At 57.4% G+C, this 20,824-nt stretch carries 20 protein-coding genes; 11 read left to right on the top strand and 9 right to left on the bottom strand.

What is annotated here, in order from left to right; genetic code table 11:
- Window positions 1–92 precede the first annotated feature (92 nt).
- On the bottom strand, window positions 93–365 hold the full coding sequence (locus tag GIV26_RS16605; protein ID WP_133257290.1) for a hypothetical protein: 273 nt from the start codon (window positions 363–365) through the stop codon (window positions 93–95).
- Between the two features lie 60 nt (window positions 366–425).
- Here GIV26_RS16605 and GIV26_RS16600 point away from each other — a divergent pair, with 60 nt between their 5' ends.
- Complete coding sequence (locus GIV26_RS16600) at window positions 426–1,259, top strand: oxidoreductase (RefSeq protein WP_058426034.1); 834 nt, start codon at window positions 426–428, stop codon at window positions 1,257–1,259.
- A 26-nt stretch (window positions 1,260–1,285) separates the two neighbouring features.
- Window positions 1,286–2,227, top strand: a complete 942-nt coding sequence (locus tag GIV26_RS16595) for an AraC family transcriptional regulator (protein ID WP_056859947.1) — start codon at window positions 1,286–1,288, stop codon at window positions 2,225–2,227.
- A 154-nt stretch (window positions 2,228–2,381) separates the two neighbouring features.
- On the opposite strand, the gene GIV26_RS16590 is transcribed toward GIV26_RS16595, so the two are convergent.
- The 4 genes from GIV26_RS16590 to GIV26_RS16575 form a co-directional block, all read right to left on the bottom strand.
- Window positions 2,382–2,774 (bottom strand): RidA family protein, encoded by a 393-nt coding sequence (locus GIV26_RS16590; protein ID WP_056860328.1) that lies wholly within the window; start codon window positions 2,772–2,774, stop codon window positions 2,382–2,384.
- A gap of 951 nt (window positions 2,775–3,725) precedes the next feature.
- On the bottom strand, window positions 3,726–4,496 hold the full coding sequence (locus GIV26_RS16585) for a molybdopterin-dependent oxidoreductase (protein WP_236281549.1): 771 nt from the start codon (window positions 4,494–4,496) through the stop codon (window positions 3,726–3,728).
- Window positions 4,489–5,112: a cytochrome b/b6 domain-containing protein gene (locus tag GIV26_RS16580; RefSeq protein ID WP_056859945.1), complete on the bottom strand. Its 624-nt coding sequence runs from the start codon at window positions 5,110–5,112 to the stop codon at window positions 4,489–4,491. Before GIV26_RS16580 ends, GIV26_RS16585 begins: the two co-directional genes overlap by 8 nt.
- A 71-nt stretch (window positions 5,113–5,183) precedes the next feature.
- Window positions 5,184–5,795 (bottom strand): hypothetical protein, encoded by a 612-nt coding sequence (locus tag GIV26_RS16575; protein WP_236281548.1) that lies wholly within the window; start codon window positions 5,793–5,795, stop codon window positions 5,184–5,186.
- Between the two features lie 215 nt (window positions 5,796–6,010).
- Here GIV26_RS16575 and GIV26_RS16570 point away from each other — a divergent pair, with 215 nt between their 5' ends.
- Together GIV26_RS16570 and GIV26_RS16565 are read left to right on the top strand one after the other, a co-directional pair.
- Entirely contained in the window at window positions 6,011–6,706 is a 696-nt protein-coding gene (locus GIV26_RS16570) for a heavy metal response regulator transcription factor (RefSeq protein WP_056859943.1), read from the top strand.
- Window positions 6,679–8,073: a heavy metal sensor histidine kinase gene (locus GIV26_RS16565; RefSeq protein WP_056859942.1), complete on the top strand. Its 1,395-nt coding sequence runs from the start codon at window positions 6,679–6,681 to the stop codon at window positions 8,071–8,073. The genes GIV26_RS16570 and GIV26_RS16565 overlap by 28 nt, the downstream gene beginning before the upstream one ends.
- 60 nt (window positions 8,074–8,133) lie before the next feature.
- Here the strand turns inward: GIV26_RS16565 and GIV26_RS16560 are convergent, their stop codons facing one another.
- Window positions 8,134–8,640: a nuclear transport factor 2 family protein gene (locus tag GIV26_RS16560; protein WP_078828237.1), complete on the bottom strand. Its 507-nt coding sequence runs from the start codon at window positions 8,638–8,640 to the stop codon at window positions 8,134–8,136.
- A 79-nt stretch (window positions 8,641–8,719) separates the two neighbouring features.
- On the bottom strand, window positions 8,720–9,478 hold the full coding sequence (locus tag GIV26_RS16555) for an SDR family oxidoreductase (RefSeq protein WP_056860326.1): 759 nt from the start codon (window positions 9,476–9,478) through the stop codon (window positions 8,720–8,722).
- Window positions 9,479–9,700: 222 nt separating this feature from the next.
- Between GIV26_RS16555 and GIV26_RS16550 the strand changes: the two genes are divergently transcribed.
- Window positions 9,701–11,158, top strand: coding sequence for an MFS transporter (locus GIV26_RS16550; RefSeq protein WP_236281546.1), 1,458 nt, complete (start codon window positions 9,701–9,703; stop codon window positions 11,156–11,158).
- Window position 11,159: 1 nt separating this feature from the next.
- Here the strand turns inward: GIV26_RS16550 and GIV26_RS16545 are convergent, their stop codons facing one another.
- Window positions 11,160–12,020 carry a LysR family transcriptional regulator gene (locus tag GIV26_RS16545; RefSeq protein WP_056859940.1) on the bottom strand — a complete coding sequence of 287 codons (861 nt, stop codon included), beginning with the start codon at window positions 12,018–12,020 and terminating at the stop codon, window positions 11,160–11,162.
- Window positions 12,021–12,139: 119 nt separating this feature from the next.
- Here GIV26_RS16545 and GIV26_RS16540 point away from each other — a divergent pair, with 119 nt between their 5' ends.
- The 3 genes from GIV26_RS16540 (at window position 12,140) to GIV26_RS16530 (ending at window position 15,228) form a co-directional block, all read left to right on the top strand.
- Window positions 12,140–14,002, top strand: a complete 1,863-nt coding sequence (locus GIV26_RS16540; RefSeq protein WP_223271419.1) for an NAD(P)-binding domain-containing protein — start codon at window positions 12,140–12,142, stop codon at window positions 14,000–14,002.
- A gap of 88 nt (window positions 14,003–14,090) precedes the next feature.
- A complete protein-coding gene (locus GIV26_RS16535; protein WP_058426038.1) occupies window positions 14,091–14,438 on the top strand; it encodes a chorismate mutase in 348 nt (115 codons plus the stop codon).
- 148 nt (window positions 14,439–14,586) lie between these two features.
- Window positions 14,587–15,228: a hypothetical protein gene (locus GIV26_RS16530; protein WP_065873175.1), complete on the top strand. Its 642-nt coding sequence runs from the start codon at window positions 14,587–14,589 to the stop codon at window positions 15,226–15,228.
- Window positions 15,229–15,602: 374 nt separating this feature from the next.
- On the opposite strand, the gene GIV26_RS16525 is transcribed toward GIV26_RS16530, so the two are convergent.
- A complete protein-coding gene (locus GIV26_RS16525) occupies window positions 15,603–16,538 on the bottom strand; it encodes a helix-turn-helix domain-containing protein (RefSeq protein ID WP_003191111.1) in 936 nt (311 codons plus the stop codon).
- 586 nt (window positions 16,539–17,124) lie between these two features.
- On the opposite strand from GIV26_RS16525, the gene oxdA reads away from it, so the two are divergent.
- From oxdA to GIV26_RS16510, 3 genes are all read left to right on the top strand, one after another.
- Entirely contained in the window at window positions 17,125–18,183 is a 1,059-nt protein-coding gene (gene oxdA / locus GIV26_RS16520) for an aliphatic aldoxime dehydratase (RefSeq protein ID WP_057977317.1), read from the top strand.
- Window positions 18,184–18,265: 82 nt separating this feature from the next.
- Window positions 18,266–19,132, top strand: coding sequence for a transporter (locus GIV26_RS16515; RefSeq protein WP_236281544.1), 867 nt, complete (start codon window positions 18,266–18,268; stop codon window positions 19,130–19,132).
- A gap of 170 nt (window positions 19,133–19,302) precedes the next feature.
- Entirely contained in the window at window positions 19,303–20,817 is a 1,515-nt protein-coding gene (locus GIV26_RS16510; RefSeq protein ID WP_236281542.1) for an amidase, read from the top strand.
- Window positions 20,818–20,824: the final 7 nt, after the last annotated feature.

Raw genomic sequence — 20,824 nt, 5'->3', positions numbered from 1 at the left:
ATTTGCAAGCCCGCCAGTCCCGTTGCCTCACCGAAATCGCCATCAATTTATTCTGGCCCAGCAAATACAACCGCGCCCCGTCAATAAATGGTTCAGGCACCTGATGTTCGATCTGTTCGGCGATTAACTGCGCGCGCAGCCTTTACTGCCAATGCGAAAACCTTGGAGCGCAGGTGCGACACCTTCGGCCAGACCGCATGCACATCAGCGTTACCGAAAAACGACTTGCGACACGAAGCAGACATTAGAGCAGGTAAATAAGCCCGTCGTTTTTCTTCCTTTGGCCTCGTTTTTTGCCAGCAGATTTCAGGTTGCTCACCGAGCACTCCGATAGAATCAGGCAATACTAAAATCGAATCAGGCATAGTTCCCACCCACTCTCCGCCCTAGCATAGCCTGACCTTATATATTCAGGAGTGCGCCCCATGCGTGCAGAAAAAACCATTTTTATCACGGGCGTTAGTAGCGGCTTTGGCCAGGCCCTGGCTAAGGAAGCTCTCGCTCAGGGCCATCGAGTGATCGGCACTGTTCGCAGCGAATCCTCTCTGGCAACGTTCCAGGCGCTCTTGCCTGAGAGAGCCCATGGCGTGGTGCTGGACGTTACCCACTTTAATGCCATCGACGCCGTCGTCGCCGCTATTGAGGGTCAGTATGGCCCGGTGGACGTGCTGGTTAACAACGCGGGTTATGGCCACGAAGGGGTTTTCGAGGAGTCGTCGCTGGAGGAAATGCGCCGTCAGTTCGACGTCAATGTATTCGGCGCGGTGGCGATGACCAAGGCGTTTGTGCCCTTTTTTCGCCAGCGGCGGGCGGGACGTATCCTCAATATCACGTCCATGGGTGGCTATATCACCATGCCAGGTATTGCTTACTACTGCGGCAGCAAATTTGCCCTGGAGGGCATCTCTGATACGTTGAACAAAGAGCTTGCGCCCTTCAATATTTTTGTAACGGCCGTGGCGCCGGGGTCTTTCCGAACGGACTGGGCAGGTCGTTCGATGCAGCGTACGCCGCGCAGCATCAGTGACTACGATGCGACTTTCGACCCGGTGCGAAAAGCCCGTGAGGAAAAAAGCGGCCTTCAACTGGGCGACCCGCAGAAAGCCGCACGCGCCATGATGACTATTATCACCAGCCCTAATCCGCCGGCTCAACTGCTGCTGGGCAGCGACGCCCTGGCTCTGGTGCGTGACAAGCTGCAGCGGACGGCGGAGAGTATTGAGCAATGGGAAGCGCTGAGCTGTTCCACGGACGGCTGAGCATAAAAGTGGAGAACGTACAATCGATGCCGAAATCCAAGGACCCGAGCACTGCGCGTATGGTGCAGTTGATGGGCCAGCTTGCACCGCTGGAGGGTTACAACCTGAGTCCGCTGGATGATGTGCGTTTTCTGCGTTCCAACCGGCCGCTGAAGCGCACCCCGGTTCTATATGAGCCGGGCATCGTCATCCTCTGTCAGGGGCAGAAACGCGGCTATCTGGGTGATGAAATTTACATCTATGACGCCCAGCATTATCTGGTGGTGTCAGTGCCAGTGCCTTTTACAATGGAGACCGACGCTAGCGAGGCGGAGCCAATGCTGGCGGTGTACATACGTCTGGATTTCAATCTGGCCGGCGAGCTGATTCAGCAGGTAGATGAGGTATGGAACATCCGCGTGGCTCAGCCTATGGGTATGTACGCCTCGCCCATGGACGAACCGCTGCGCCAGTCGACCCTGCGTTTTCTGGAAGTCATGGGCGACTGCACCGACGCGCAAATCCTCGGACCAGCGATGTTGCGCGAACTCTACTACCGCATTCTCACTGGCGAACAAGGCGGTACCCTACGCGCGGCTATCGCCCAGCAGGGTCAGTTCGGCAAGGTGACGCGCGCCATTCACAAAATCCACCGCTGTTACCACGAGCATCTGGATGTAGAAATCCTCGCCCAGGAAGCGCAGATGAGCGTGCCTAACTTTCATCTGCATTTTCGCAAGGTGACCGATTCCTCGCCTATGCAGTACCTCAAGTCGACGCGGTTGCATCAAGCGCGATTACTGATGCTGCGTAACGACCTGACAGCGGCCAAGTCGGCATTTCTGGTGGGTTATGAAAGTGCTTCGCAATTTAGCCGCGATTTCAAGCGCCTCTTCGGACGCACGCCAATAGCGGAGGTGGCGCGGATGAAGCAGGCTTATACGTTGCCGGCACCGACAACCCCGTCGCCCTTCGTGTCATCACACTGAGTTTCAAACAATCCTGTCTTGCCCGTCGCCAGTAGGCGTGGGAACGTGCGGATGGCGTGCCTGCCGACACAACGGGCGAGTGAAGTGTCACATCTGCTGCCGCATAGATAAACACCCATCCAGGATTTGTATATTCAGGGGCCTATCAGAAAAGCTATCGCTCTACGGCGATGCATTTGATCTCCACGAGAAGGCCGGGGCGAGCCAGTTCACCGACACCTATGCATGTCCATGCACAAGTACTCCGAGGAAAGACTTTATCCTTCACGCGTCTAAAAATTGGCATGTGGCGGTGCATATCGACGTGATAAGTTGTCATTTCGACGACATCTTCAAATTCGCACCCGCCGGCTTCCAAGACGAGCCGGAGATTGTCCCAAGCTGCCAAAAACTGCTGCTCTGGGTCTTCGATAACTGATAATTCCGGCGTCCGGCCTACCTGACCAGCGCAGTAAAGAGTCTTTCCTACCTTTACAGCTGGTGCATAACCAGCATGCTCGCAGAGCAATCTCATGCCATCTGGAACAATGATCTGACGATCAGTCATGGTTGTGGAGCCCAAAATATAAACGGATACGAAAGCTAACTCACGTGCCAGAACGGCGTCCAATCGGGTCACTGGGACTCAGCCTCATAAAACCGCATTCGCCACTCTAGAAACCCCGGCCAGTAAGCGAACGACAGACCACTAATAAATAAAGACGCGCATTGGCGTAGCTGCTTTCTCGATAGAAATACTAGCCCCGCGGCGAAAGAGCTATCGAGATCCGCCCGTTTAACGCCCTTACTCTGAAATTGACTTGTCGAGAAGGTGGCTCTCGACTGAAGAGGACTTGCGACGGCGAAAAATCCGTACGCCAGGCGACCGTAGCGGTGCTCTAACAATCTCAATCGGTAACCAGGTGAGGGTTATCGGGGAAAGAGCCACTGCGGTAGCGAACGCATTCAATCCCTCTTTGCAGATCACATCAGAAGAGAATTCGCTTTCCTCGCCATTGAAAGTACACACGATTCGCTCATCAAAGGACTTTGAGTAGGGCCGTCTACCCTCCTCATTTCCGCAGGTGTGTTTGATAATCTCACTGCTATCCAGAATGTTTCGATCAGGGAAGTTGAAGTCCGCAATATCCAAGCCACTGGCTCGCGTACCTGGCACTGATCGGCCCGGTCTGCTGAAAGAACCGTCGGCGTTCCTTCGCCATGGCAACAATTGAAGCAGCGCTCGCATCTCCGGCCGGCATGACAGGTTTGTGGTCGATTCCGATAACAGATGAGCGCGGGTTGTATCCGGCTCCTGCACAGGTGATCTGGACTGAGCCTGCAATTGGGATTGGAAATCTGCACTATGGGTCGTTGCCCGCTTCTTGTTTTCTGAAGTCGGTAACACTGATGAAGCTGGCGGTACCGCAGATATATAGGTCATGGGGACGCCTCATATCAGGTCTGGTGTCATGAGTCTCGCCAGCATTCCTGGCGTGGCTGTTCAGTTTTTGCGCCATCAGATCCCGCTGAACCAGTTGTATCCCTGGTCTTCCCAATACCCGCCCGGGTTGTCGTTGCTCACGAAAATCTCGACAACATGCTTGGGGTTTTTGAAGCCCAATTTGGTGGGTACTCGAACCCGCAGCGGATAGCCGTACTCGGGCGGCAACGCGACATCAGCGTAATCCAGCGCCAGCAGTGTCTGTGGGTGCAAGGCCGTCGGCATGTCCAGACTGGAGTAATAGCGATCAGCACATTTGAAACCGACGAATTTCGCTGTGGTATCGGCACCGATGTGTTCCAGAAAGGTTTTGAGCGGTACACCTCCCCATTGTCCTATGGCGCTCCAACCTTCAACACAGATCAAACGGGTGATATCGCTACGTTGCGGCAGTTTGCGCAAGCTTTCGAGTGTCCATGGAGCCTTGTGCCTGACCCGGCCGGAGACGGCGAGCGAGTAACTGGCGAGGTCCACTTCAGGGATATCGTCCTGGCCATAGAATGCGTTGAACGGAAATGGCGTAGTGATCTGCGCGCGGGTGAAGGTCGGCGCCAGTTTCTGTCCGCTGAACAGCCATGCCTGGACCCTATCGTTCCAGCGCGACATGGCCCAAAGGACCTTGTCAACCTGATCGCCGTCCTGCAGGTTGCAGCCGGTCAGCATCGACATCGCACCAACGGTCAAGCCGGCACGAAGGAAATGCCGGCGCTGGATATTCTCCAACTCAAGCTGTTGCGCAGGTTCAAGCCTGACGCGCTGAACAGTTCCTTTTCTGGATTCAGTCATGGCCATTTCTCCTGATATCAAGCGACCGCACCCCACCTGAAATCATTGGCAGCAGGGTTTTGGGTACCAGCATTACCAACCCAAGATGAATCACGACGAATGCAGCAATTACCGCCATCGCCGCAAAATGTACGTAGCGAGCGACGTCATAGCCGCCCAGTAGCGCGACCAGCTCTTGAAGTTGAATGGGTTTCCAGATCGCCACACCCGAAATGACGACGAGTGCGCCTGCTGCCAGCACCATCCAGTACATCAGGCGCTGCACAGCGTTATAGACACCCTTTTCATGCACGAGCCGGAAGCGCAAAGCGTCCGTAAAATCACGCTTCAATGCGACAAGCCCAATGGGCAGCAACTCACGTTTGAAATGGCGACTGACGACGCCATACAGCACATAGATTGCTCCGTTGATCAGCAGCAGCCACATGAATGCAAAGTGCCAGGCCAGCGCCCCACCCAACCACCCGCCCACGGTTACCGACACTGGAAACCTGAAGCCGAACAGTGGCGAGGCGTTGTAAATGGCCCAACCGCTCATGAACATGCAGACCATGCAGGCGGCGTTGAGCCAGTGGGTGAGGCGAACCGGCCAGGGATGAAGCTTTTTCTGTCTCACGTGTTTCCCCCTCGAAACCAGCCATGTAGCGGAGCGTTGCCAAGCGGCAGCGCCCCTGCCTTTTCAGGTGATTACATCGGTGGCTGGAAGCCATCCTTGCCAACTGCAATGCCGCGCGCGGTGGTTCCATCTGCGGCGGGGAACACGACAATTTTCGTACCTCTGACCAGTTCATCGGCTTTGCCTGGCTCGACGTAGGCAATTGGCACATCGTCCGGTACGACGATTTGTTTCTCGCCACCCTTGTAGTTGACGGTCAATGTGCGGCCGTCAGCTTTGGACAGTTTCCCCACTGTACCGTTGGTCATGGTGCCTGTGCTGCCATCCGCGTTCTGCCAGCCATAATGACCTTCGCCGCTGCCCTTCAGGCTGGCGTCAAAAACCGTCACCTCCAGCGCCTTCAATGTTCCGTTGGCCTGCGGGATGGCCGCCGAGCCAATGAAGCTGTCGGATTTGATCGATTCGATATTGGCCTTCGATACCCGGTTGATACCGGTCTTGTCAGTCAGTCCGATAGTCTGCTGGGCGCCGGAGCGGACAGTGAATGTCAGCGTATTGTTGCTGACGCTTTCCACCGTGCCACGCAGCGGTTTGATCACCGGCATGTCAGCCGCGGTAGCAATGACGGCAGCACTGAGCATCAACAAACCGAATGTGGTAGACAAGGCGTTTTTTAGTTGCATGGTGACGATTCCTCATGGGGTGATGTGCCGCCATCCTCGACCGCAGACCGGGACGTCACGATGACCGCCGAATGACATTTTTGTCATTCGTCAGCCCTGCCCATGAATGACAGAAATGTAACCGACTGCGCCCGCTCATCCCGTTACACTGCACAGCCGAGATACCGATGTCGCGGGCTGAATCCTGTCATGAAGAGACCCGAGCGCGCCTCACGATGCATATCCTGCTAATCGAAGATGACACCAAAACAGGTGAGTACCTCAAAAAGGGGCTCGGCGAGTCCGGTTACAACGTCGACTGGACCCAGCACGGCGCCGACGGCCTGCACATGGCCTTGCATACGACCTACGATCTGATCGTGCTGGACGTGATGTTGCCCGGGATTGACGGGTTTCAGATCATCGAGCTTTTGCGCGCCAGACAAGACGTCCCCGTGCTGTTCCTGACCGCGCGCGACCAGTTGCAGGACCGCATTCGCGGCCTGGAACTGGGCGCCGATGACTACTTGGTCAAACCTTTTTCGTTTACTGAACTGCTGTTACGCATCCGCACCATCTTGCGTCGTGGTGTCGTGCGCGAAGCCGACCATTTCCACCTCGCCGACCTCGAGCTGGATCTGGTCCGGCGCCGCGTTACACGCCAGCAGCAGGTGATCGTGCTGACCAACAAGGAGTTCGCCCTGCTGCATCTATTTCTGCGCCGGGCAGGCGATGTGCTGTCCAGGACACAGATCGCTTCGGAAGTCTGGGACATGAATTTTGACAGCGATACCAACGTGGTGGACGTAGCGGTCAAGCGCCTGCGCAGCAAGGTCGATCAGCCCTACCCTATCAAGCTGATCCATACCATTCGCGGTATCGGCTATGTCTGCGAGGTGAGGCCATGCGGTCCCGACGCCAACCCTCTCTGACCCTGCGATCGACCGTGGCGTTTTCCATGGTAGCGATGCTGGCCGTGGCCGGTGCAGGCGTTTATCTGTATCAGACGATGAAAGCCTCGGTATTGGTGTACAGCGATCATGCGGTCATGGGCCGCCTGGAACATTTTCGCAAGCTGCTGCACTACGAGCTCGCCATCGAAAAGCTGCGCGACAGCCCGCAGATTTTCAAGAACATGCTCGACAGCGAAGACGACATCTTCATCATTGAAGAGCCCGGACAGCAACCGGTAATCCAGGTAAATCCACTGAACGTCACGTTGCCTGAACTGCCCGTGATCGGCCAGGATACAAAGCTGAGCGTCAGTGACCTGCGTAGCGGCGTGACCGACTCGGGAACAATGCTGCGCGCCGCCTCCGTCGTCACGACGTCGGGGGGACGTGAAGTGCGCCTGACCGCCGCGCACCTCATGGGCAAGGAAATGGCTATGCTCGCGGCGTATCGCGAACGTATCTACCTGGCCGTTGCCCTTGCGTTTCTGGCCACCGCGTTGCTGGGTTACCTGGTACTGCGTCGAGGGCTGCGTCCGTTACGCAAGATGGCCGCGCATGCGGCAGCGATAACACCCGAGCGTCTGCACAGCCGTATGGACAGCTCCGATACGCCGGTTGAACTGCAACAGCTGAGTGACGCCTATAACGCGATGCTCGATCGTCTTGCCCGGGGTTATCAACGATTGACGCAATTTTCCGCTGACCTTGCCCATGAAATCCGCACGCCGGTGGGGTCGCTGATGGGGCATTGCCAGGTCGCCCTTCGCCAGCGCCGCAGCGAGGATGACTATCAGGCACTGATCGCTTCGAACCTTGAAGAGCTCGAACGGATCTCGCGCATCGTCGAAAGCATTCTGTTCCTTGCGCGCGCCGATGAAGCGCACGCACTGGTGGAGCGCCAGCAACTATCGCTGCATGACGAATCGCAGCGCATTGCCGACTATTTTGAAGGCTTGGCTGAAGAGCGGCGAATGACCGTACAGATAACAGGCGATGGAAACGTGCTCGCTGACCCTTTGCTGCTGCGCAGAGCCTTGAGCAACCTGGTGGCAAACGCCGTTCGCTATGCCTACGAGGGCACCGAGATTCAGATCCGGGTGATGGAAACCCCCGGCGGAGCCCGCATTGAAGTGAAGAACCAAGGGCCTGTGCTGAGTGATGAAACCGTGGGCAAACTCTTCGACCGCTTTTACCGCGGCGATGCGTCTCGCCACCAGAACTCTGACTCCTACGGCCTTGGCCTCGCCATCGTCGTGGCAATCATGCAACTGCATGAAGGTCACGTGCGTGTCGAACAGCCAAAGCCCGGGGTTATCTGTTTTTCGCTGTCATTCCCTGGAGCTTGAACGACGTCGGCGGACAGTGCTTGTCGTTCGCTGCCCCCAACTGAAACTCATGCGCGCAGGTCAACTGTCTGAGGGCTTGCCCAGGCTCTGGTGCTCGACCGGCGCATACTTTTCTTCGCCAGCAACGGGTACCCAGTCCTTCAAAGGTGTAAGAAAGTGCAGTTCAAAACGACGTGACAAGAACGCCCATCTTCCGTCCCGACGTTCAAACCTGTCGTGGTACAGCCCGCTGACTTGCACCGGGCCTTTTTCAATGTCGTGAAACAGGCAATCCGCAGCCACCGTACCCACCGCGCTGTCACCCTTAATATCGATCAGCGGGTTGGCCATCCAGTGATGCATATGTGGCATCTGGCGCCAGCTGTTTTGCGCCATCGCGAGGATTTCGTCACGGTTTCCGGCTTGGCCAAAACCCGGTAGATCCAGTGTTGATTCTTCGTGCCAGATACCGCTCAGGAGCGAGGCGTCGATGCGGTCGAAGGCATTGGCGTAGGCGTTTATCAGCGACTCGATGGCGGCGCGACTTTCCAGGGCGTCCAGTCGGGCGGTCAGTTGTTCCATGTTCATGATGGGGTTTCCTGCTGAGGCTTCGCATAAGCGACGAAGGCAGCCCTCCGCGAGGGCTGCGCTACGGTTGAGCACGTGTTCAGATCTGCGACAGGCCGCCGTCGACCATCAGCTCCACACCGTTGACATATTTCGCATCGGCAGATGCAAGGAACAGCGCCGACGAGGCGATTTCTTCAGGTTGGGCCATATACCCCAGCGGAGTGATCTGCTCGACGTGTTGGCGCAGCGCGGCAATGTCGCTCTCGCTCATCTTCAAGCCGTTATCCATCAGAGGCGTGCGGGTGAAGCCAGGGCTCAGGACATTCGCTCGAATCTTGCGACCTTTGAGTTCGTTGGCCCAAGTCCTGGCGAAGGACCGTACTGCGGCCTTGGATGCGTTGTAGAGGCTCAGTCCTTCCATCCCATTGCTGGAACAGATAGAGGCCGTCAACACGATCGACGCACCGTTTTTCAACAATGGCATCAACGTTTGAACGGTAAAAAAAACCCCCTTCACGTTAATGTCGAACATGTTGAAATAAGCCGCCTCGGTGGTCTCGCCCAGCGGGTTCTTTTCGCAAATACCCGCGTTGGCAAACACTGAGTCCAGCTGATCGTCGCGCGCCTCAATTGTAGCTTTGAGTTTATCGAGATCAGCCTGGCTGGCGACATCGGAAATGACCGCTACGACTCTGTCGCCTAGCTTCGCCACCGCCGCCTCCAGCGTGGCTGCAGAACGACCCGTGATGTAAACACGCTTGGCTCCCTCGGCAATCAAACCTTGCGCAATTGCAAACCCGATCCCTGTGGATGCCCCGGTGACGACTGCAACCTGATTAGCGAATTTGCCTGACATATCTGACTCCTCAGTCTCGATTGTGTGGCTCGACTGGAACCACAGTGCGGCCATTTTGAGAGGAGTCAGGGGCTGAGCGGCACTGCCATAAATGAACATTGGCCGTTCATTTATGTGAGGCGTAAGGGAAGGTTTGATCGTTTAGATTGGAGTCAGCTGATTCAGAGCATGACCTGCAATCGAGAATATTCTGGAACCGAAGGGTTCCAGGAAGGAGACCTTATGCCTAAGACAAAAGTCGCCCCCCCGGAACCGCGGCGTTGGTTGATGTTCACCATCTTGTTGGTCGGTGCATTTTTACCGCCGCTGGATTTTTTCATCGTCAACGTAGCGCTGCCTTCAATTCAGCAATCGCTAGGCACGGCCTCCTCCGCCGAACAGTTGATCATCTCCTCGTATGCGGCGCTTTATGCCGTGACACTGATTACCGGTGGACGGCTGGGTGACATCTATGGCCGCATGAGAATGTTCTTCGCTGGTCTGGTTGGCTTTGCCGTTGCCTCACTGATCTGCGGTGTAGCCGAGTCACCCTGGGTGTTGATCGCCGGACGTTCGCTGCAAGGCGTGACGGCAGCCATCATGGCACCTCAGGCACTCGCATCAGTGCAGGCGATATTCCCCGACTCCGAAAAGCCCTTGGCACTGAGCCTGTATGGCGCGGTCTTTGGTCTGGCTTCGGTAGTCGGCCAGGCACTTGGCGGAATATTGATATCGCTCAACCTGATGAACCTGGGCTGGCGGGCGATATTTCTGGTGAATTTACCGATTGCGTTACTGGTCATCCTTGTCGCCATTCCAGTGGTCAAGGAAACCCACGCACCACAGACAAGCAAGCTGGATCTGGGCGGAACGCTATTGTCGATGGTGACGCTTGCGGCTCTGATCATTCCTCTGATCGAGGGGCGTGAATCGGGTTGGCCTTTGTGGGCCTGGCTGTCGCTTGCAGCGGTGCCGCTGCTGGCCTGGCTGTTCTGGCGCTACGAAGCCCGCCTGCATCAAGCGCAAGGTGCGCCGTTGCTGAATCCTGCCGCACTGCGCGCGCCCGGTCTTGCCCGGGCACTGCTCGTCGCCCTCACCTTTTACGCGATCGGCGTGTTTTTCCTGCTGCTTTCCATTTATCTACAGGGAGCGCTGCACACGAGCCCACTCAATGCAGGCCTCGTCTTCCTTCCTTTCGGCGCGGGATTTTTGCTGGGACCGCTTTCCACCCCTCAGTTCAGGCGTTTTCTGGGGGCATACGTCAATCCCGTCGGAATGGGGCTTGAAGTGTTGGGATTTGTGCTCTTGGCCTGGCTCGTGGCGCACACGCCGATGTCCGCCAGCCCCGCTGCGCTGCCCCTTGCCGTCATTCTGTTTCTGATCGGTTTCGGACAAGGATTAGCCCTTCCGACATTGATGCGCATGATCACAGGACGTGTGGCACCCGCATACTCCGGCATGATTGCAGGCATTACCAGCTCCACCCTGCAAATCAGCACGTCACTGAGCGTGGCAATAATAGGCGGCATTTTCTACACCCTTCTAGGCACGGATACGGACGCGGCTGCCATCACCCACGCTTTCACCGTCTCCATACTCTGCATCGCAGCATGCCTGGCGGTAGGCGCGGGATTGAGCCTTACCCTGACGCGCCAACCTGCTACTGATCCGCAAACGGCGGCCATGCACCCAGCAGAGTGAGTCAACCGCATGCCTGATTGCCGATCATGATGGAAGCAAGATCGGCAAGAGCACGAAGGCTGTCCATCTGGCGCATGTCCTGGTGGTAGCCCATCCATATGTCGCGACCCGGTGGCGGCTCGTGCGGATCAATCAACCGCAGCGCCGTTAATTGGTCACCCAAGGCGCGGGGCAATACGGCAACGCCCTGCCCCTGCGTGCACATTTGCGCCTGGACTGTGCGGCTGCTACTGGTGAACAAGGTACGCGCCAGAGGGTAACGCTGCTGCAGCCACTGCACATCGGGATAATGAGACTGGGCAACACTCATGGTAATCAAACCAACCCCCTCGCCCTGTGGCTCGGGATCAGCAGATCCGACGGCCGTGTATAACCCATAGCTCAGGGAGATCAGCTTGCGGTGAACAATATCGGGTTCGGTGAAAGGGACGATTCGAAACGCGATATCGGCGTCGCGACGAGCCAGGTCAAACAATCGATGCCCGGCGATAACCTCAGGCACAATCAGAGGGTAACGTCGCCCCAGTTCACTGAGGACGGGGGCCAGCACATAACAGGCAAACCAGTCAGCGCAAGAAATGCGCAACACACCTTCTGGCTGGGCGCTGTCGCCCGCCAGGCGCCTTTCGATGGCCAACGCACTCTGCTCCATTTCCTGCGCTAGGCTGAGCAGCTTCTCTCCGCTGTCGGTCAGTACCAAACCTTGGGTGGTACGCAGGAAAATGGGCTGGCCACTGGACTGCTCAAGCACCTGCAAGCGCCGCCCCACGGTCGGATGGCTAACACCCAACAGCTTGGCAGCAGCGCCCAATGACCCACTGCGGGCAATCGCGAGAAAGATCCGCACATCACTCCAGTCCATACTCTACCCCGTACAAAAATGAACAGTGAGAGTGCAGTAATGGCAGTGCCGTAGCAATCCCAGGCTCGACATACTTCTCTGCATACACCTTCGTCGAAACACCAACCGAGGGACTGCAAATGAAGATTGGCTTTATCGGTGTGGGAAGCATGACCAGAGCGATCATTCCGTTGCTCATCCGGGCCGGCCATCACGTATCGGCATGGAACCGTAGTCACGCTGCGATTATGGATCTCGAAGGAGTAAGCGTTCTCGAATCCCCGTCCTCGGCCTTTCAGCAAGAGGTCGTCATCAGCCTGCTGGCCGATGATGCCGCCGTCAGGGAAGTGCTGCTGTCCAGCGCTGCTCTGGAAAATGCAGACAAGGCCTGCGTGCATGTCGTGATGTCGACTTTGTCGCCTTCACTCATGGTCGAGTTGCAGGGCATGCATGATGCAATCGGCATGGCATTGGTCGCGGCACCGGTTTTCGGCGTGCCCGCCGTGGCCGCGAGCGGCGAGTTGAACATCCTGGCGGCCGGATCGCAGCTAGCTGTCTCGACGGTTCAACCGCTGTTTGACCTGCTCGGGAAAAAAACCTGGTATCTGGGCGATCAGCCTGAACACGCGTGTATCGCGAAAATCGCCGGCAACATGATGATCACTCAAGCCATCCAGTCGCTGGGCGAAGCAAGCGGACTCGTTCAACGCCACGGACTGACCCCTTCGATTTTCGTCAACCTCATGACCCAGACCCTGTTCGCCTGCCCCAGTTATCAACGGTATGGACAGAACATCGCCAACAACAGCTTTGAACCGGGTTTCAAACTGTCTCTTGGCCTCAAGGATATAAATCTGGCTATTGATGCGGGCCGTCTCAAGGACCTGGAACTGCCTGCTGCGGATGCAGTGCGATCGAAAATGACGTCGGCAGTTGCCCGGGGAGACGGGCACAAGGACTGGTCGGTCTTCGCTACGCAGACACTTACCCAATCAGCCGATCATGCCCAGCAACCCTGGCGAAGCGCACCGATAAAACGTACGCGGCGTGGCAACTTCTGGGTGACCGGCGCCCGTGTTACCCAGAACGGTAAAAATTTCCAGAAGGGTCCGATGTACGTAGCCTGGGAATCCCCTGAGCACATCACTCAAGCCTATCCCGTGGTGCTGGTGCACGGCGGCACGCTGCAGGGCACCGAATGGCTGGATACACCCGATGGTCGCCCGGGATGGGCGCAGCGGTTCCTCGAAGCGGGCTTCGTAGTCTTTCGCGTCGACAGACCCGGCCACGGGCGATCGCCGTATCACCCCGACATCATGGGACCGATGGGGCCAGCGTTCTCCTATGAACGCGCCCGCGAAGTTTACTTTCCAGAGGGAGGTGGAGAAACGCAGTGGCCGTTTGAGTCGGATGACGAAGCAGCGTTTGACGCCTTCATTGCAGCTTACGGCCCCATGCCGGCTGACCTTGCGGCCTCGCAGACCCTGGACGCGGACCGACTGGCCGAACTGCTCGACAGAATCGGTAAGGCCATCATCGTTACGCATTCCGCTTCCGGGCCCAGTGGCTGGTTGGTCGCCGATCGTCGACCCGACCTGATCGCAGGGATTGTGGCAGTGGAGCCTATGGGGCCGGTATTTGGCCATACGCCGGGTATAGGCAGCCTCGAATGGGGACTGACCGCCGCCCCTTTGACCTTTGATCCGCCTCGCGAGACGGCGGAGCAAGTCCGCACAGCAGAACCATCAACCCTGAAAATTCCCGGATTGCAGGGCGTTCCGGTAGCGCTGATGACAGGTGAGACATCAGCGTTTGCTTCTTACGCATCCAGCATTGTCCCTTTCCTGCGAAATGCCGGTGCCAACATTCACCACCTGGATCTACCGGCACTGGGTATTCACGGCAACGGCCACGGATTGATCTATGAACGCAATTCAGACTCGGCTTTCAAGGTAGTCATGCAGTGGCTGGAGGAATCGTTGAACATGCCCGATCCCGCGTAAAGCGCCTGCTCAGGTTCTCCGTCCAATCATGGAAGGACCAAGGAAGGGTACAGACAAGCCCCTTAGAACAACTGCCACGAGGTTATCCATGGACAATTCCGACATCACGCGTCAACTCTCGGCATTCAGACAAACCATCGACAATATCGACGCCGCGCTCATCCACATGCTTGCTGAACGGTTCCGCTGTACTGATGAGGTCGGCTTGCTTAAAGCCCGACATCAATTGCCAGCGGTGGACAAGAAGAGAGAGCAGCATCAATACGAACGTCTGACAGCCCTCGCCCAGGAGGCCAACCTCGATACGGCCTTCGTCCAGAAGCTGATGCAGTTTGTCATCGGTGAAGTGGTCGACCGCCACAGACAATTTGCGGCCAGGCATAACCCAGGACTCTGCGAGGGCGCTGTCCTCAAACCTGAAAACACCGCCGTCTAACCCGCCGCCTCCCCTCACTAGACGCCCGGGAATTGCTGATAGATCGCAGACAACTCGATAGAGAAGCGACTGAATAAGCCCCTTTCTCCGACCGATTCCTGAAAGGCAATTAGACTATCAAGACGAGCAGAACCGCATGAAATGGCCAATGATCGATCAGATTCGCAGTTTCACTGTTTTACCCTCTGGCTACACATGGGATTACCTGAAACGCGAGGAGATCGATGTAGCGATAATTTTTTTCCAGACGTGGTTTCCCTCCATTACGGTGGGGTTAGGGAGCCCTTTTCTGAACCAGCAATTTTATGAAGACAACGTGGTGCTCGAAGACGATCTGGAGCGGGCGATGTTCGCTATAGTGGTCCGCCGAAATCATGAAATCGTCGCGATAGCAACGTGGGAAAAAATTGACGGCGCTGATGTCATCTTCGGGCGAGTGGGCGCGGTAGCCAAACATCATAGACAAACCAAACTGGCCGTAGCTGCCCAAGACCTCGGAGAAAAAATGGGAAGGTTCATGGGAGCGGGCTTGATCTATGGTATGGCGACAACCAGCGCTCCGTATATGCAACAAGCACTGGAGCATGCGGGTTACAAAGCCGTAGGAATAATGCCTGGCTTCGACCAAGAGGAAACAGAGCCAGGAATCGTTCGCAGGGTTTACGAAGTCATCTACGCAAAACGACTCGCCCCCAACTCAAATTTTCTGATTCCTTCAGTACACAACCTCACACCGACCGTCGCTCGGCTTTATGCAGAAATATTTCACGAAACAATCAGGGCTGAATGAGAGGCAAGCATAAAACCAGTGTGTTTCGGATCAAATAAAGATCCTCGCTCACGCTGATTGCGTTGCTCGGGAGCGCCGCTTTAGCTTGCGTGCACCGAATACCAGGTACTGCCATACTGGAGTCAGTCGCAGGTCACCATTCAAGATCACTCGCACACTCAATGCGATTGGGGGCAAAAGGGGGGGCAAATAACAGCATTATCGACCTGAAAACGCCTTCCTAGAGCCTAGTCAAAATGTTCTTCGGGGACCCCGATAGCCTGTAATGGAATTCCACTAAATTCCATAAAATCATTTGTGGGGATCCGGATAGCCTCTTTCATTCCTGGCTTTTCAGAGGCTCGCTACCCGGCACAAGCGCTCCTTCTTGCAATTCAATCGCGGCGTAAAAGCGTATTCGGTGCCACGCCAAACGCCTTGCGAAACGCATGGCTGAAATGCGAGAAATCAGAAAACCCAAAGTCCAGCGCCGCTTCGGACACACTGCGTACCTGGCCACGCTCGATTGCTTCTCGGCTGGCATTCAGGCGCTCTTTCCAGATCTCTGCAACGGGGGTTTTCTGGTAGCGTGCGAAGGCCCGTGTAACGGTGCGGGTGGACACATTGTGGGCTTTGGCGATGGCTTCAATCGACAGGTCCGGCTCGGTCAGGTGGCGTTGAATGTACTGCATGATGCGGCCGTAGAGGTCCATTTCCTGATGGCTGGTTTTCAGGTCCTGGAGTTCCAGGCTGATTACAAGCAGATCAAGCACAGCACTTGAGTAACGATTCGAGATGCGCTCATCCTGCAGCGACGCAGGCGTGCTCGCGGCCTGGTGCAGCATTTCACGCAAGGGCACGACGCCTGGGCGCCGGTCGTCGAGGACCATCGCGGTGTACTCGGCAATACGCGGCAGGCGTTCGGTGAGCAACGCTCTGGGAATACGGATCAAGTGGTTTTCGGTACCTCCCAGGCTGAAGCGAAACGCCTGGGTTGCGTCATAAAGAAACAAGTTGCCCGTCGCCAGGTTGGCTTTTCTTGAGCCTTGTTCGATTTGCCCATGGCCCTTTCGAGCGAAACCCAACCATAAATCTTCGGCCGGACCGCTGCGCAGGTGCTGCTCGGAACGCTCCCAGTAATGCAGCGGCGAAGACAGCGTACAGATGTCCAGCGCGCCGACTGTATTAAGGGTGAGCGAGCCATCAAAGCGGCTCTGGGACAAGGGTTTGCTATCGGCCGCCAAGCAATGACGACAGACCACTTCTTTCCAATAATCAAACCGACGTGTTGCAGGGACGGCAAGGGTCGAATACTGAGTGTTCGGGTTCATGACGCTGACCTCGACAACGATGCAATAGGCGCTCGAGAAGTTGTAACGTGCGGCCGATTGTCAGCCATCGAAGCAATTAACACGCCAAATGCAGTGGCAAGCCAGCTTCCACATTTGCACCGACGGGTGTCAGATAGAGGGAGGCGGCTGTCAGGCCGTCATGGGAGCAAGCTCCCTCGCCACAGGTCTCGCGCCTATGCCCGTTTAAGGGCACATCACATCACGCCATCAGCCCGTGTGCACCAGCGCAGACCACAGGTGAACCTCCGTAGCAGGACTGTCTTTGCCAACCAAGCGGTTGTCTCGCCTAACAAAGCGCGGCCTTCTCTGCCGGCCTAATTTCCACCTCGCAGCAGCTCATACCCCGCTGATGAGGCACGCCATGCATCGACACTCTGCACCACGACTGGCTGATTCCTCCTGGCTTCTGCAACGGCGCGACCTCGCGCCTGAGGAGTCGGCTTATTGGTTGATTGAATGGGGGGCCATGCAGCTGCTGCACCGACGGCAGGTCGCCAAGCGCCCCCTGCCGCCGACGCGATGACGCCCACCCGTAGGCCTGAACGAAAATAACGAGGAGCTCAAGATGGAATCTGCAATCGACACACATCTGAAATGCCCACGCACCCTGTCCCGCCGTGTACCCGAAGAGTATCAACCGCCGTTCCCGATGTGGGTGGCGCGCGCCGATGAGCAACTGCAACAAGTGGTGATGGCTTATCTGGGCGTGCAATATCAAGGAGATGCCCAGCGCGAGGCGGCCTTGCAGGCTATGCGCCACATCGTCGGCAGTTTCAGCCTGGCAGAGGGCCCGCAGAACTACGATTTGACCCAGCACACCGACAGCAGCGGCTTTGATAATCTGATTGTGGTCGGGTACTGGAAAGACCCTGCCGCCCATTGCCGCTGGTTGCGCTCACCCCAGGTGAATGACTGGTGGAGTTCACCGGATCGCCTGGGTGAAGGCCTGGGTTACTTCCGCGAAATCACCGCGCCACGCGCCGAGCAGTTCGAGACGCTATACGCCTTCCAGGAAAACCTGCCCGGTGTCGGCGCAGTCATGGATGCCACCAGTGGCGAGATCGAAGAGCACGGCTATTGGGGCTCGATGCGCGACCGTTTCCCGATCTCCCAGACCGACTGGATGAAGCCCACGAGCGAGCTGCAAGTGGTCGCGGGCGACCCCGCCAAGGGCGGACGCGTCGTGGTGCTGGGGCACGACAACCTCACACTGATTCGTTCAGGCCAGGACTGGGCGGATGCCCAGGCAGAGGAGCGCTCCCTCTACCTCGACGAAATTTTACCGACGTTGCAGGACGGCATGGACTTCCTGCGTGACAACGGTCAGCCGCTGGGCTGCTACAGCAACAGGTTCGTGCGCAATATCGACCTGGACGGCAACGTTCTCGACCTGAGCTACAACATCGGTCACTGGCGCTCGGTGGAGAAACTCGAACGCTGGGCTGAATCCCACCCTACCCACCTGCGTATTTTCGTGACGTTCTTTCGCGTGGCCGCGGGTTTGAAGAAGTTGAGGCTGTACCACGAGGTGTCCGTGTCCGACGCCAAGAGCCAGGTCTTCGAGTACATCAACTGTCACTCGCAAACCGGCATGTTGCGCGACGCCTTGCCGCCCACAGCCTGAGCGCCCGCGGCGTTTAACAACCCGGCTTCTACCGCCTGCCACCCTTCACGGGTGGCCCGGTCCCCTGTGCGAGGAATAAACAATGAACAAGGTCCACCTGCTGACTCTCTCAACCCTGTTGCCCGCCCTCCACGCCAACGCGGGTGAAGTCGCGCCTGGCGATTACGAGCAATATCCAGTCGGCGCCACTATCGGTGCGATTTATTATCAGCACGCCACTACGGACTCGGCTTACGCCAACGGACACAAGGTCAGCTCTGACTTCAGGGTGACCTCCGACGTTGGCATCCTGCGTCTGCTCCATGTGTATGCGCTCAGCGACACAGTCACTATCGACCCGCAATTCCTCTTGCCTTTCGGGCACGTCTCCGGCGCAGGTGACGCCTCAGCACTGGGCAGTACTCGAGGCGTGGGCGACTTGATCCTCACCGCGCCGGTGAAATGGCGGTTCAACGAAGCCCGCGACACCCTCAGTATCGCCCCCTATGTGTATGTGCCTTCGGGGACGTATGACAAGGACGACGCGCTTAACCTAGGGGAGAACCGCTGGAAATTCGAACTGCAGAGCGCCTACGTCAAGCACTTCACAGAGAAATGGGCGATGGACCTGGTCGGCGGCGCGACCTGGTATGGCGACAATACGGATTACGGTGCAAATGCCGACCGCATGAAGCAGGACGTGTCCTACGCAGCGCAGATCATGGGGCGTTACATGCCGGACGCCACCACCACCTTTGGTATTGGCTTGGGGCGTACCTGGGGTGGCGAGACAAACGTCGAGCATGTCAATCAGGACAACGAACTAGGCACCACCAACTTGCGTCTCACCGCCACCAAGTTCGTCAGCCCCACCGACCAAGTGCAACTGCAATTGGGCAAAGACCTCTCGGTGGACAACGGCACCCGCGAAGACTTCCGCATGAACCTGCGCTACGCGCACATTTTTTAACGCCAGAAACTGCGACCGCGCGCCCTTGGCGCCTGGGTGTCCGGCTCAACCAAGTCGATGTCTTTCTCAACCAAGCCGCCGGCTGGATCCGCGGACTATCTTGAGCCCCAGGCTCGCTGATATTGAGCACGCAGTGCTCTTCGGCCACTTACGATAAGGACAGCCCAACCATGGCAATCGCTCGCCCCACCCTTGAACAGCTATTGGATATTTCGAGCCGCCTGCACATGCAACTCAGTGCAAAGCAAGCCGATGAATACCTGGCGCTTATGCAGGCAAGCTTCGACGCATATGACCTGGTTGACGAGCTGCCGGACTTCATCCCGCCGGTCCGTTATGAACGCAGCTCGGGCTATCGTCCCTCGGCCGCACACAACACGCTCAACGCCTGGTACTTCCGCACCGAAGTCAACGGTGCGCGCGAAGGCAAGCTGGCGGGTAAAACGGTCGCCCTCAAGGACAATATTTCACTGGCTGGCGTCCCCATGATGAATGGTGCCAAGCCGCTTGAAGGCTTCGTTCCCGCCTTCGATGCCACGGTTGTCACGCGCTTGCTGGATGCCGGCGCGACCATCCTCGGCAAGGCAACGTGCGAACACTACTGCCTGTCCGGCGGCAGCCACACCTCAGATCCTGCACCGGTGCACAACCCCTTTCGCCAGGGCTTTGCCTCGGGAGGCTCGTCTTCCGGCAGCGCAGCACTGGTTGCCGCCGGCGAGGTCGACCTGGCAGTCGGCGGTGACCAGGGCGGGTCAATCCGCATCCCTTCCGCCTTCTGCGGCACTTACGGCATGAAGCCGACCCACGGACTGGTGCCCTACACCGGCATCATGGCCATCGAAGCGACTATCGATCACGCCGGCCCCATTACCGCAAACGTGCGCGACAACGCCTTGATGCTGGAAGTGATGGCCGGCGCCGATGGGCTCGATCCGCGACAAGCCGCGCCGCAGGTCGACGCTTACAGCGATTACCTGGAACGCGGTGTCAGCGGGCTGAGGATCGGCATCCTGCGCGAAGGTTTTGAACTGGCCAACCAGGACCCACGTGTGGCCTCTTGCGTACGTCAAGCCATTGCAGCGTTTTCGCGGCTGGGCGCGCAGGTCGAGGAGGTGTCGGTGCCTGAGCACAGCATTGCCGGTTCGCTATGGCACCCCATCGGCTGTGAAGGCTTGATGATGCAGATGATGCACGGCAATGGGGCCGGTTTTAACTGGCAAGGGCTGTATGACCTCGGGTTGCTGGACCAGCAAGCCGGATGGCGCGATCAGGCCAATGACCTGTCCGCTTCTCTCAAGCTGTGCATGTTCGTCGGGCAATACGGTCTGGAACGCTACAACGGACGTTTCTACGCCAAGGCACAAAACCTCAGGCGCGTGGCACGTGCCGGGTATGACGCCGCGTTGGCGCGGTATGACCTGCTGGTGATGCCCACCGTCCCGATCATCGCCCAACCCCACCCGCAGCCGGGTTGCTCGATTACCGAGTACGTGGCCCGTGCACTGGAAATGATCGGCAATGCCTCTGCCCAGGACATCACCGGGCATCCGGCCATGTCGATTCCCTGTGGTCTGGTAGACGGTTTACCTGTCGGGATGATGCTGGTCAGCAAGCACTATGCCGAAGGCACGATTTACCAGGCTGGCGCAGCGTTCGAGGCGTCGGTTGACTGGAAAAACTGTTAGCCGGTAA

The organism is Pseudomonas sp. PA-1-3F (assembly GCF_021609665.1).
Taxonomy (GTDB): domain Bacteria; phylum Pseudomonadota; class Gammaproteobacteria; order Pseudomonadales; family Pseudomonadaceae; genus Aquipseudomonas; species Aquipseudomonas paracarnis.
The sequence above is the reverse complement of the archived record's forward strand: the minus strand, read 5'-3'. Positions and strand labels throughout refer to the sequence as shown.

Bases quoted from the DNA above. Each gene is read 5' to 3' on its own strand.
- GIV26_RS16540 (WP_223271419.1), top strand. From the start codon at position 12,140: ATGAAGATTGGCTTTATCGGTGTGGGAAGCATGACCAGAGCGATCATT.
- GIV26_RS16530 (WP_065873175.1), top strand. From the start codon at position 14,587: ATGATCGATCAGATTCGCAGTTTCACTGTTTTACCCTCTGGCTACACA.
- GIV26_RS16525 (WP_003191111.1), bottom strand. From the start codon at position 16,538: ATGAACCCGAACACTCAGTATTCGACCCTTGCCGTCCCTGCAACACGT.
- GIV26_RS16565 (WP_056859942.1), top strand. From the start codon at position 6,679: ATGCGGTCCCGACGCCAACCCTCTCTGACCCTGCGATCGACCGTGGCG.
- GIV26_RS16535 (WP_058426038.1), top strand. From the start codon at position 14,091: ATGGACAATTCCGACATCACGCGTCAACTCTCGGCATTCAGACAAACC.
- GIV26_RS16515 (WP_236281544.1), top strand. From the start codon at position 18,266: ATGAACAAGGTCCACCTGCTGACTCTCTCAACCCTGTTGCCCGCCCTC.
- oxdA (WP_057977317.1), top strand. From the start codon at position 17,125: ATGGAATCTGCAATCGACACACATCTGAAATGCCCACGCACCCTGTCC.
- GIV26_RS16605 (WP_133257290.1), bottom strand. From the start codon at position 365: ATGCCTGATTCGATTTTAGTATTGCCTGATTCTATCGGAGTGCTCGGT.
- GIV26_RS16510 (WP_236281542.1), top strand. From the start codon at position 19,303: ATGGCAATCGCTCGCCCCACCCTTGAACAGCTATTGGATATTTCGAGC.
- GIV26_RS16590 (WP_056860328.1), bottom strand. From the start codon at position 2,774: ATGACTGATCGTCAGATCATTGTTCCAGATGGCATGAGATTGCTCTGC.
- GIV26_RS16560 (WP_078828237.1), bottom strand. From the start codon at position 8,640: ATGAACATGGAACAACTGACCGCCCGACTGGACGCCCTGGAAAGTCGC.
- GIV26_RS16575 (WP_236281548.1), bottom strand. From the start codon at position 5,795: ATGCAACTAAAAAACGCCTTGTCTACCACATTCGGTTTGTTGATGCTC.
- GIV26_RS16550 (WP_236281546.1), top strand. From the start codon at position 9,701: ATGCCTAAGACAAAAGTCGCCCCCCCGGAACCGCGGCGTTGGTTGATG.
- GIV26_RS16600 (WP_058426034.1), top strand. From the start codon at position 426: ATGCGTGCAGAAAAAACCATTTTTATCACGGGCGTTAGTAGCGGCTTT.
- GIV26_RS16555 (WP_056860326.1), bottom strand. From the start codon at position 9,478: ATGTCAGGCAAATTCGCTAATCAGGTTGCAGTCGTCACCGGGGCATCC.
- GIV26_RS16570 (WP_056859943.1), top strand. From the start codon at position 6,011: ATGCATATCCTGCTAATCGAAGATGACACCAAAACAGGTGAGTACCTC.
- GIV26_RS16545 (WP_056859940.1), bottom strand. From the start codon at position 12,020: ATGGACTGGAGTGATGTGCGGATCTTTCTCGCGATTGCCCGCAGTGGG.
- GIV26_RS16595 (WP_056859947.1), top strand. From the start codon at position 1,286: ATGCCGAAATCCAAGGACCCGAGCACTGCGCGTATGGTGCAGTTGATG.
- GIV26_RS16585 (WP_236281549.1), bottom strand. From the start codon at position 4,496: ATGACTGAATCCAGAAAAGGAACTGTTCAGCGCGTCAGGCTTGAACCT.